This is a genomic window from Anaerobiospirillum succiniciproducens DSM 6400 (genome assembly GCF_000482845.1).
In the GTDB taxonomy this organism is placed as follows: domain Bacteria; phylum Pseudomonadota; class Gammaproteobacteria; order Enterobacterales; family Succinivibrionaceae; genus Anaerobiospirillum; species Anaerobiospirillum succiniciproducens.
Window position 1 is genome coordinate 20,763 of record NZ_AXWV01000026.1, and the last position, 12,475, is coordinate 33,237.

Here is a 12,475-nt window from a genome sequence, read left to right on the forward strand (position 1 = left end):
GTTTACTGCTCCGCAGGTTGAATGGTGCAGATGTCGTCGTCAGTGGTTACGGCCTTAGGTGCGATAAACTCCACGCTCTTGAAGTCGCTAGCATTGCATACAACAACAGGAACAAGGTTTGATAAACCGTGATCTGCAATTACCTTGCTATCAAAACGGATGAGTGGCTGACCAGCCTTAACCTGATCGTCATCCTTTACTAAGGCCTCAAAACCTTCGCCCTTTAAGTCTACAGTGTTGATACCAACGTGGATGAGGATTTCTACATTGTCAGTAGAGGTCAGGGTAACAGCATGAGCAGTCTTGAAGATCTGAGTTACAACACCATCACAAGGAGCGTAAACAGTGCCATCATCGCCTGGCTTGAAGCAGGTGGTAGGACCGAGTACAGACTCAGCAAAGGTTGGGTCAGGAATCTCAGTAACATTGATCATGTCACCCTTGATTGGTGACTTTAAAGTAATGTTTGCTGGTTTGTTGCCGCCGAAGAGTTTGTCAAAAAAGCCCATACCTATCTCCATTAAGGATTATGGCTATACGAAACTCAAGCTTGCTCTAGGAGCATCGGCAGTATTTGACCAAACTGACAGTCTGCAGATTTATTGCAGCGTAGTGCTTGAGGGGTATGCCTCTTTCCTAAACAATACCTGCAAGGAATGGTGCTCTCATTAAGAAAGCTATTCCTTAGCAGATGAATCAAAGGTGCTGTGCACAAGGGCAATGCTCTAAGTGCTATGCACTTTAGAAAAAGCCATTGGCATAAAAGTGTGTATCGGCCTAAGTAAAGCCAAGTGAAAAGAGATGGCTTGTACTTAAAGCGTTGTTATCCAGGCTATAGGCAAATCTGCCTAAATATGCTGAAAATGTTGCGCCCATAAAAAATAATAGCGCTTAACTTTTGATTGTACTGCAAAGCTAACAGTTGTGGAATAAATCTAGCAATTAGTAACCATAAAAGTGTGAACTCTTAGATAAAATCACAGTTGCTTTGACAAAAATTTATGAAAATTTGTAACATTCTGTAAATTTTCACAGCGCTTACGAAATAGCTTCACAGACTATAACTAACGTTTTGCCTTGCCCTCATGAGGGATATGTTTGCTAGTTAGCAGTTTGAGATATGTTTATCTGAACGCTTGTTGCACTTGAGTGCTTATTAGTGCTTAACGCTTGTGGACTGGTGTTTATCTAGTTTGTCACTAAAAAGGCCGGATTAGGCGATGAAAATGGCTTAGATTCGGCATTTGTTTAGATGGTGTCGAAAAAGTGAGACGAGTTTATTGGCACTGTCTTTGCTAACAGTGCGATGAGCGCCTTTGTGTGCACAAGGCTTGTAGGCTATGACTTTGAGCTAAAAGTTTCTCTATTTTGTCTCATTAGTACATAATGCAATCCTAAGAATGCACAAGGCCTGTGCATAAAGCTACGTTTTTTAAGCGATTTATAGTCGCTGTTATAGATGCGTGATGTTATGCAAAGATAAGCATTAGCGCTCGTGCTAAAATACAACGCTGTTTCTTAGTGTTTAAATAGCTATTTGCCCATTTATATGCGCTTTGAGACACGCTAGGTGCCGATTAAAACTCGGTGCATGTAAAAGTTTATGCCGATACCGCCTGCCTATGTTGGCAGTTTACGTAAAAGATGGAGACCTTAAACGTATGCGTAAAGCAGGATTGATTAGCTTGGCCTTAGCAGCTTTGCTTAGTGCTACAAGTGCTTCAGCTAATGTACGCTACGAGGCAAGCATTAGCGATACTCAGGCCAAAGACTGGTCTACAGCCTCATCAAGGATCTCCTGTGTGCTGTCCTCTAACATTAGTGGTTATGGTCGCGCAGACTTTACTTTACTGTCTGGCGTAAAGCGCCGTCTGAGCCTTGAAATTTTCCCATCTACTCAGATCATCTCAAGATCTAAGATGCGTATCATCTCCGCTCCACCAGAGTGGCGTCCACAGGGTGTAGAAAACGAGATCGGTGAAATCGATTTATACCGTGGTTTCCGTCCATTCGTGGGTGACTCTGTATCCTGGTCTATGCTCCGTGAGCTTAGCAACGGTCAGCGTATCTTATTCCCATACTTAAGTGAGCATCCAAACTTCGTTGAGAGTATCGTGCCAGTATTAAGCCCAATGGGCTTTGCTAAGCCATACAAGGAGTTTATTGACTGCTCAGCTCAGCTGCTGCCATTTGGTTATACCGATGTTAACTTAGTAGCTTTAATGTTCTACGAGACCGAGAATCGTCTAACTCCTTCTTCACAGCAGCGTCTAGATCAGCAGATTGAGTACTGCAAGATTGATACTTCTGTAAATAAGATCATCATTTCATCATTCGGCTCAGGTAGCGAAGATAACCTAGATAATATCGATCTTGCTAAGCGCCGTGGTGACAATATTGCCAAGATTTTCACTGATGCTGGTATTAACAAGGACATCATTGAAATTCGTACTTACGGTGATGAGCAATTAGCTACTACTGGCTATACCGATTCAGAGCGCAGACAGTCTTCTAAAGCCATTGTTGAGCTGCAACGTGATCAGTTCAAGATTGACAGTAGAACTGAGGTTGAAATGCCTGATGTTGGTGTACCAGAAGATTGGTACTCTGCCGAGAACGAGTAGTAAGTTTTATATTACTTTTACAACAGCATGACCTGAAAAGGCATGCTGTTTTACACTATAAGCGGTCTGTTTTTACCTTAAAAACTCGACCATAAGACAAATCCTTGTACTTTAGTAATTCAATTGCTGTCAATTTACTAAAGGTGATGAGGTCAGGCTTGAATGACGAACTTGGTCATGTAGCAAGCTTGCGCTAGAACTAAGTCTAGAGAGAAATTTTGCTATGGCAAACATGTTAAAAAAGATCAAGGCAATGGAGCATAGGGAGAGAAACCGTATGCGCCAGCGCTATGCAATGGTAGCTATTGGCGTATTGTTCTTTGCTGCTATCTTTTATGGATTGCTCTACGCATATACCATGAATGCAGAGTCTGAGCGTAAGGCAATTACTGCCGAGGGTATCAAGGCTTTAGCATACTCTGACTTCTATCGCGCTGAAGCACTGTTAAAGCAAGCTGATGCAGAACAAGACCCATACGCTTCTGAGTTCTTGTCTTACTTCTACGTCACAAGTGGTCAGTACGATAACGCTGCTTTATATGCAGAGAAGGCTGTTAAATTTAAGCGCCACACTGCCTATGAGATTTTAGGCGACTTAGCCTTAATCGGTTTTGGTCGTGCTAAAGGTGTTGATGCGGCCATTTCTTTCTTTGAGCAAGGCGCTATCCGTCGAGCCAATGACGAAGCTGCTCTCATTAAGCAAGGTTTACAGGTTAAGAACAATTGGTATAACGGCGATCCACTTAACATGGTTCCTCGTGATATCAACTTACAGGCAACTGAGTACTTCTCACAAATGGTTAAGCGTGCACTGCCACTGCTGACCAATGAAAAAGACTATATCGACTTTATTTTAAAGACTAAGCAAAAGGGTGCTAAAGATCTTGAGATGCAAATGGGCGATATGCTCTTTGTGGGTAACGACAAGATTTCATCTAATGCTCAGGCTGCTTTAGAGTACTGGAAAGCTGCTTTAGACAAGGGCATTACCGATGCTTATGTACGTCTTGGTGGTGTTTATTGGCACGGCTATGCAGCTAAGCGTAATCCTCAAGATTCTATCGATATGTACTCTGCAGCTGTGGATAAGAAAAATCCAATTGCTCTGTACTCTTTAGGTTTAATCTCATTACGTTCTGGAGCTAAGGGCGGCGATGAGATGGGTATTCAGCTGTTTAATACTGCAGCTGCTAATGGTTATGGTCCAGCATCTACTGCTTTAGGCGTATTTGCTTTAACTGAAACCGATACTCCTGATGCACTTACTAAGGCAGGTAACTGGATTAGAATTGCAGCTGTTGAGCAAAATGATCTCTCTGGCCGCATTATCTATGATTTAATGCTCATGTCAGGTATTGGTGCTGGTAAAGAGTTTAGCCGTGGATTTGATGACTTACTTGAGATCTCTAAAGTCTATGGCCCAGCTAAGAGCATCATCGACTTACTGCAGCAGCGTATTGAGCCGGCTGATATCTTAAAGCAGGTCTTAGTAGTTTCAAACAATGTGCTGCGCGGTAATATCGCTTATCGTGAAGGTGATCCTGTAGCTCAGCAAGAGATTAAGGATCCAACCACTGGCGAGGTCATGGATAGACCATTCTCATTTTATGAGTCAGTTAGCACCTTAGATAAGGCCTTTAAAGATCGTTACGGTGCTCGTAACTTCACTAGTGTAACTGACATCTCTAAGCTGGCAGTTAACAATGAGCCAATCTTAAGCCCAGAGCTTGTGAAGGTAATCGTGCAGTACTCGCCATCTACTGGTGTTGCACCTTTTGTTGCTGATACCAAGATGCCACGTCCTGAGCCTCCATTAAGCCCATCTGACTATAACATGGATGACTTTGTGCCTCCTGTTTCTCTCTTAGAGGTACAGCCACTGCGCAACAAAGAAACAGGTCAGCTCAACAAGATCTACTAAAGTACCATTAAGTACTTAACAGCAAGGCCACCATGCGGTGGCTTTGTTGTTTATGCGCCATAGCAATTTGCCTTAAGAGACACAGCACCACGTATCCCGCAACTGTTAACCTCACCACTTCCATCCTCACACTCAAGCACATGCAGCCACTCCACCACTTTCATCCTCACACTCAAGTACATGCAGCCGCTTCATCACATATAGCGCACATGAGCCATAAAGCTCATTTGAGAACTACCAACTAGACTCAATCGTTTATAAAGCAAATTGCCAAGACAAGGCCGTGGTCTCATGTGCTTGGCACATTCCTATGCTGTATTTATGCAGCATCTGCTCTAGGCATAGAGCTAAAGGCAACAAGCATGCTCATGCCAAGATCAAGGCTATACATGACCTGTTCTGGAGAGTAGGGCAGCGGTCTTCTTTTGTGTATGCATGGCTGCAAAAAGACAAAGCCCATGAGCAAGGTTAGTTGCTAATGGGCTTTATAGCGACCACTGAAGCTTGGTTTGAGTAGCTTCAAGTGATGTATATGGCTTGTATTTGTAAAACTAGGCTTAAGCGTTTTCTTTAGGCCTGAGTGATGATGTGAGTGCCATTGATGATGGTTTGATCAAAGCGCTCATCCCCTTGAATAAAGTCAGCAAGCTCTTTTAAAGCTGGGCGATCTTCCATCTGGCTAAACTCAAGGAAACGTACCTTGTCACGAGTAGACATATTGTTTAGACCAATTCTGGTGAGCAGGTCGAGATTGTCGTACTTGATGATCATTGAGGTTGCTTTACCAAAGAGTTCACGTGCACGCTGTAAGTGAGCAAAGTTGATCTCTTCGTTGGTCTTATCTTGATAGATGAGCGGCAGTGTAACCTCAGCTAAGGTTGAAAGGAGAGGTTGTACCATTGGGTTAACGGCATGGCCTGTTACGTATGGAGCTAATCCGCGACGACCTTGGAACTTGTTAATGTATAAGAAGTTATGGATCTTCTTGCCATCATTAACAGGGTAGTTATCCCAGATAAAAGGCTTGCGGCAAAGTAACTTGGTTACATATTCAAGGTGCTCAACAGTGATGTCTTTAGATAAGACCTCAGGTCCCGTCCAGAATATGTTGACACGCTCTGGCATGCCCTCGAGCAAGTCTTCAAAGTAATGCTCAGGACGCTGACCAAAGAGCTTGTCTAAGATAGGATCATCAGTGTAGTAAGAAGGACAGATGATAAAGTGCTTAACATGCTCAGGGAGCTGAGATTCAACAAGCTTGATGATCTTATTTTGTACCTTGCCAAAGTCTTCAGAGTCCTTGACCATATCGTCAAAGAGGAGGCAGAAGATATCGCAAGAAGATGCAGCGCAAAGCTCTTTTACGCGCTCTAAAAGAACGGCTTGGTTTTCTTCAAAATTAGCAGTTAGCTTGAGTGGAGATAAGGCCACACCAAAGTCGATGCCACTTGCATGAGCTTTAGATGCAAAATCTTTAAGTTCTTCTTTGTACTCTTGAGAGATCTCATTTAACCACTCATCGCGCAGTTGCTTATCTGCCTTTGGCGCGTAGATGTAGAAGCTATAGCCATTGTTGGCTGCAAAATTAAAGATAGCTTCACGCTCTTCTGTGGCGTAACGTTTGCCATAGAAGCCCTCGATAATACCTAGATAAGCTGCGTCCATCTAAAACCAAACTCCCTTAGAGCAAACGAGACAAATCATCTCATAAGATCAGCATTGTCAAACTCATACAACTGATCAAACAAGCCAAGATCAAATGTTCCATATTAACTAAGATCGCTAGCTTGTAATATAAGTGCATACTAGCAAATCTATAAAAGCAGTCAGCCCGTGTCATCTACATGGCCATGATCTTGTAGCACGGATAAGAGTGCTCATACCAAAATCAAAACAAGGTCATAATTACCAAAAAAAGCTAACCAACTCATTACTATCTTGTCTCTTAAGTACAAGGTAGCAATGCAGCGCTATAAAACGTTGGTAAAAATGCCAAATAAAATGGCGAGATTACGAGTAAATTGCTCAATGTTGCAATTGTAGGTTTGTGATAATTCTTGTCAACTATGCCCACTAATCTTTGCAAGATCAGTCACTAAATACATCTAGTCATCAGGCTAGAACTTATTGTAAAGATGCTGTGAGACATCCTAGCAGTAAGCTTATAGAAAAAGATAGCTCGCTAAATAAGATCATGGCGATAGGCAGGCGGTAGATAGCCAAAGAGCATCAGATGACTTAAAGAGAATCCTTTGACCTCATGATGCCCAAAAACAATAGACTACCCCATAGCATCTGATGACCTCACAGAATTTTATGACCCCCACAGCATCTGATGACTTCACAGAATTTTATGACCCAAAATCAATTGACTACCCCACAACATTTGATGTCAATTAGCCATCGATGTCTTCATAACATTTGGAGGGCAAAGGAGCATAAGCTAAGAAAAGTAGCATCAGGAAAGAAAGGGCATTGAATAGACGCGAAATCTGTTAAAGAGAGTGGGGGCTCTTGGCGAGCTTAGGATCATGGTCATTGAAGTTGGTAGGTAAGGTATCGTTCAACAAATACATAAAATTGGCAACATTGCTTATGACGGGCACGATAGTGTCACTATAAACATATTGCAGGGGGAAAAGTTAAGATCATTTGCTTAAGTAAGCTTGCTTATCTAGGCTCAATTGTTGGATTTAAGGGGCTTTTGCAGGTGATTTTGCGTTGATTTACGCTGATTTTGGCCTGTTTTTGCGTCCGAATGTGGCATTTTACCTAAGTTGCTATTATAATCTTGAGTTTCGTAAGACTGTGAAGGACAAGTAAGGGGCTTTGCTCTTTTGAACCGATGCGGTTCGACTTGTTGCACCAAGTGGCAGTTTTTGCGCAAAGCTAAAGCTTTGGGGAGGTTTAATCTCCCATCTTTTATTAAGAACTGCGACTTTTTAAAGAGCTGCGACTTGGTGCGGCAAGCAGTAACAGCTGCAAACAGTCCACACGTTTAATTTTAATCGTACTGCACTCGCATTTTGAGGTTTGATAATGCAGGTTAATGTAACTAAAGTAGAAGGCATCAATGCTTCTTTTGAGGTTCAACTTCCAGCTGAACAGTTTAATACCTATGTTGATAAGGCCTTCAAGAAAGTAGCCGCATCCGTTACTATTCCAGGTTTCCGTAAGGGCCACGCTCCACGCAACGTAGTTTTAGAGGCTTATGGCCAGCGTATTAACAGCGAAGCTTTAGACAATGCTTTAAACTCCTCTATCCCAGAGGCTGTAAAGAAGACTGAGCTTAAGGTATACCCAGGTTCCTTAAACGTAACCAAAATCACCAACAACGAGTCTGGCGACTTTGTTTACACCTGCGAGTGTGAAATCTATCCAACCGTTGAGAAGAAGGATCTCAAGGACGTTAACGTTGAGCTCGTTAATGTAACCGTTTCTGACGCTGATGTTGATGCTATGATCGAGCGTCTGCGCCAGCAGCAGGGCAAGTGGCAGGTTGTAGACGGTGCTGTAGTAGACCAGGACTCCACCGCTAACATCGACTTCTTAGGTAAGAAGGACGGCGTTCCATTTGAAGGTGGCAAGGCTGAAGGCTTCAACCTCAACATCAAGACCGCTAAGATGATCCCAGGTTTCACTGAGAGCATCATTGGTCACAAGGCTGGCGATAGCTTCACCATCGAGTGCACCTTCCCTGAGGACTACCACGCAGAAGAGTTAAAGGGTGCTAAGGCTACCTTTGACATTACTGTTAACTCAGTATCTAAGCAGGTTCTCCCAGAGATCGACGCTGACTTCTTAAAGGCTTTTGGCTTTGAGGATAAGGGTATTGAGGCACTCAAGGGCTCATTAAAGTCTAACCTTGAGCAGCAGGCTGAGATCGGTTCAACCAACTACAACATCACTGCCTTAATGAAGGCAATTGCTACTAAGTATCCTGATGTTGTTGCTCCACGTGCAATGGTTAACTACATCGCTGAGCAGCAGCTTTCCCGTCAGTTCGGCGGTAAGCTCGACGACAAGTTAAAGAACGCTCTGTTAGGTGGCTTTGCCGCTCAGGTTGAGGATCAGGCTAATGAGCAGTGCCTCTTAGAGGGTCTGATTGCTGCTGAGAACTTCAAGGTTCAGGTTGAAGACGCTGAAGTTGATGCTCAGATCGCTAAGGCTGCTATTTCTTACGACGATCCAGAAGAGTTCAAGACTGAGGTTCGTAAGGACAAGGAATTACTCGAGAACGTAGTTCGCGCTGCTGGCAACGTTAAGCTCATGAACTTCTTATCTGGCTTAGTAAACGCTAACACTGCTGACAAGTCATTTGAAGAGTTCCAGAAGTTACGCGAGCAGCAGGAGAACGCTATTCAGGAGCGTGCTCGTGAGCGTATGATGGCTTCTATCGCTAAGAAGTCTGAGCAGGATGCTGAGTAATACTGACTTTAAGTTAGTATAGTCATAAGCTTAAATGCTTAAAAAGAGGCTTCCAATTGGAGGCCTCTTTAGACAGGAAGCTACTCAAGGGCAATTACTTGCCATCAGTTTCTTAAAGAAAGTGCCTTCTCTTACGAGCGGGCTCTTTTTTTAGGGTGCTGTGCCTACACAATAAGCTAAGATCTTAAAATTAAGTACCTTAAAGCCTAGATCATCACGATCTTATTTAGCGTACAACTCGCAATCATCGCGTGGCGATCTTGCTGTCAGCTTGTGCTCAAGCTCGCGCAAGAACAACTGCAGTTAAAACTGCAGTTACACTCGCATCGGCAGTCGCAATCGCAGATGCGATTGCACTTGCTATCGCACTGCGATCGCATGTGCCATAGCATTGCTAGCGCTCCGCGATCGCAATAGCCATTGCATTTAAAGGCGTGGCAAGCGTAGTTGTTTTAAGGCGATCTAGGTGCCTTCAAAGAATTTAATCGCGATCGATAGCCAAAACATCTATTGCGGGGGTATCATAGATAAGATCAGGCACTTATCTTTAGCAAACTTATCACTAGGCTTTATTGTCGCTTAGATGTAAGGTGCTTATACTTGCCCTAAACTCATTACACTGAGAGTACTGTTAATTAACCGGAGTTGAGCTCTTCATGTCAGGATTTGACCTTCCAACTAGAATGTCCAGTCTCGTTCCAATGGTGATCGAGCAAACAGGACGTGGCGAACGTTCTTTCGACATCTACTCACGCATGTTAAAAGATCGCGTGATCTTCTTAACTGGTGAAGTCGAAGATCGCATGGCTGATCTCATCATTGCTCAGCTCTTGTTCTTAGAGTCAGATGATCCTGATAAGGATATTTACCTGTACATCAACAGCCCTGGTGGCGTAGTGACTGCAGGTATGGCCATTTACGATACCATGCAGTACATCAAGCCAGATGTTTGCACTTTATGTATCGGTCAGGCATGCTCCATGGGCTCTTTCTTACTTGCCGGTGGTGCTAAAGGCAAGCGTATGGCGCTGCCTCACTCACGTATCATGATCCACCAGCCATTAGGCGGTTACAAAGGTCAGGCTACTGATATCATGATCCACGCTCGTGAAACTGAGCGTATCAAGCACACTCTGACCTCACTGCTCTCTCAAAACACTGGACAGCCACACGAGAAGGTAATGGCTGACTGTGAGCGTGATAACTTTATGTCCTCTTACGAGGCATTAGCTTATGGCCTCATTGATAAGGTCATTACTCGCCGTGGTGAGGATGGCGCTGAGCGTCCTGATGGCGATCCTGATGGCAACGGTCCAAGCTCATCAGGTCCAGGCCCAGAGTTCTTCCCAGAGATTAGCCAGCAAGTTTCTATGTCAGAGGGCTTTAACGCTATGGGCGTTAACCCAATGATGCAAAACATGATGGCCAATAATCAGGCCATGATGGATAACAATAAGGCTCCAAATCAGCCTTTAAACCCAAATCAGCCAATTCCTAATATGCAAGCACTGCAGGGTATGGCTAGCGTAAATCCAGTTATGCAGGCCTTTATGCAAAGCGCTGCCATGCAGGGCAATATGCCACCAATGCCAGGTATGCCAATGCCAGGTGTTAATCAGATGCCTGGTCAAATGCAGCCTCCTATGTGGCCAAATCAGCAAAAGCCTGAGCAGGACAATCGTTTATTTACTGGCGCTAAGACTTCCAAGGGCAAGTCTAGATCCAAGAGCGACAATTCAGGCGACAGCAGAAAGTAATAGAGGTGCCTAATGACTGACAAGAATAAAAACTCCTGTCTCTTTTGTGGTGAGTCATCATCAGATACCCGTGCTTTAATTCAATCCAACTCTGGCTATTGCATTTGCTCAGAGTGTATTGAGCGCTGCGCTGATATCATCAAGCAGAAGAAAAAGATTGCAGAGAGCAAGAACGATCCAGGTTATATTAACCTTGATACCATTCCTACCCCACATGAGATTGCAGATCACCTCAATCAGTATGTAATCGGTCAGGAAGATGCCAAGAAGGTTTTATCTGTAGCAGTTTATAACCACTACCAGCGTTTAAGACATTCTGGTAAGGACTCTGATGTTGAGCTTGGCAAGTCCAACATCTTAATGATTGGTCCTACCGGTTCAGGTAAGACTCTGCTTGTACAGACCTTAGCTAAGTTCTTAAATGTACCTTTTGCTATCTCTGATGCCACCACCTTAACCGAGGCAGGTTACGTAGGTGAGGACGTAGAGAATGTGATCGTACGTCTGCTCAACTCCTGTGAGGGTAATGTTGAGAAGGCTCAAAAGGGCATTATCTATATCGATGAGATCGATAAGATTGCACGTAAGAGTGAAAACCCATCCATCACCCGTGACGTATCAGGTGAAGGTGTGCAGCAGGCTTTATTAAAGCTCATCGAAGGTACCACCGCTTCCGTGCCTCCAACTGGCGGCAGAAAGCATCCAAATCAGCCAATGGTCGAAGTTAACACCTCTCAGATTCTCTTTATCTGTGGCGGTGCATTTGATGGCCTGGAGAAGATTGTGGATAAGCGTCTTGCCAAGAACTCTGGCATGGGCTTTGGCGCTGAGGTTAAAGGCAAAGATGAGCGCATGACCTTAACTGAGAAGTATCAAAAGGTTGAGCCTGATGATTTAGTTAAGTTTGGTATCATCCCAGAGTTTGTAGGTCGTCTCCCAGTTATCAGTGCTCTTGAAGAGCTTAACCGCGAGCAATTAGTACGCGTGTTAACTGAGCCAAAGAACGCTGTAATTAAGCAATACGAGACCATCTTCCGCTTTGAGGGAGTAGAGCTTGAGTTCACCGAAGATGCACTCTCAGCTATCGCTGACATCTCTATTGAGCGTAAGACTGGCGCTCGTGGCTTACGTAGCGTAGTAGAAAACCTCCTCCTCAACACCATGTACGATCTGCCATCAGTATCAGACGTAGTTAAGGTTATCGTGGACGAGGACTGCGTACGCAACGGTACCGAGCCTAAGATCATTAAGAGCACTGAAGAGTCTGAGTTAGTCTCCAACAGCTAATCTAGATCATCACCATCAGTGATTTGCAAAGGGTAGCCAAGGTAAAACTCAACCTTAGCTGCCCTTTGCCCTTTTAGGCCGCCCACAACCAACTCTCCAACCTGTAAAGCAAAGCCCCAAGCGCCACAGCCACAAGCCAAAACAGCAGCCCCAAAAGCAACAAAGCAAAACCAACAAATCAAAAGCAAAGCAACAAAGCAGAAGCAACTCAAAAAAGCGCGAGCAAAGCAAAAGCACACGCAAAATGCTACAGCGCCATTCAGCTCAATAAACAGCAGCAAAGCACCAAAGAGATCAGCTGCAGCTTGCGAAGCACGATTGAATGATGAAAATAGGTATTACAGCGAATTGGCGCTTATGCCGCTTAGTGACTATATGCTTGCTGGCTGATTGCAGTTAGCAAAATGGACATGGTCTTGTATGTGTCGACTTGAGCTTTGGCGAGGTTAAAATTTTTG

7 protein-coding genes and 1 pseudogene are annotated in these 12,475 nt (G+C 44.1%); 5 read left to right on the forward strand and 3 right to left on the reverse strand.

Annotated elements, in window-relative coordinates; all coding sequences use genetic code 11:
* Positions 1–2: 2 nt before the first annotated feature.
* Positions 3–509: a PTS sugar transporter subunit IIA gene (locus tag H524_RS14285; RefSeq protein ID WP_044121496.1), complete on the reverse strand. Its 507-nt coding sequence runs from the start codon at positions 507–509 to the stop codon at positions 3–5.
* A gap of 1,152 nt (positions 510–1,661) precedes the next feature.
* Between H524_RS14285 and H524_RS0104550 the strand changes: the two genes are divergently transcribed.
* Positions 1,662–2,624 carry an OmpA family protein gene (locus H524_RS0104550; RefSeq protein ID WP_044121497.1) on the forward strand — a complete coding sequence of 321 codons (963 nt, stop codon included), beginning with the start codon at positions 1,662–1,664 and terminating at the stop codon, positions 2,622–2,624.
* 223 nt (positions 2,625–2,847) lie between these two features.
* Complete coding sequence (locus tag H524_RS0104555; protein ID WP_027939369.1) at positions 2,848–4,545, forward strand: tetratricopeptide repeat protein; 1,698 nt, start codon at positions 2,848–2,850, stop codon at positions 4,543–4,545.
* 570 nt (positions 4,546–5,115) lie between these two features.
* Here H524_RS0104555 and H524_RS14290 read toward each other — a convergent pair.
* Positions 5,116–6,210: a beta-N-acetylglucosaminidase domain-containing protein gene (locus H524_RS14290; RefSeq protein WP_052338913.1), complete on the reverse strand. Its 1,095-nt coding sequence runs from the start codon at positions 6,208–6,210 to the stop codon at positions 5,116–5,118.
* 1,374 nt (positions 6,211–7,584) lie between these two features.
* On the opposite strand from H524_RS14290, the gene tig reads away from it, so the two are divergent.
* The 3 genes and pseudogenes from tig to clpX all read left to right on the forward strand — a co-directional run bounded on the left by tig (position 7,585) and on the right by clpX (position 12,017).
* Entirely contained in the window at positions 7,585–8,973 is a 1,389-nt protein-coding gene (gene tig, locus H524_RS0104570) for a trigger factor (RefSeq protein WP_027939370.1), read from the forward strand.
* Positions 8,974–9,629: 656 nt separating this feature from the next.
* A pseudogene (gene clpP, locus H524_RS14295) lies at positions 9,630–10,241 on the forward strand (ATP-dependent Clp endopeptidase proteolytic subunit ClpP); the annotation flags it as partial.
* Positions 10,242–10,742: 501 nt separating this feature from the next.
* Entirely contained in the window at positions 10,743–12,017 is a 1,275-nt protein-coding gene (clpX, locus tag H524_RS0104580; RefSeq protein ID WP_027939371.1) for an ATP-dependent Clp protease ATP-binding subunit ClpX, read from the forward strand.
* On the opposite strand, the gene H524_RS0104585 is transcribed toward clpX, so the two are convergent.
* Positions 12,014–12,298: a hypothetical protein gene (locus tag H524_RS0104585; RefSeq protein ID WP_027939372.1), complete on the reverse strand. Its 285-nt coding sequence runs from the start codon at positions 12,296–12,298 to the stop codon at positions 12,014–12,016. The genes clpX and H524_RS0104585 overlap by 4 nt on opposite strands.
* Positions 12,299–12,475: the final 177 nt, after the last annotated feature.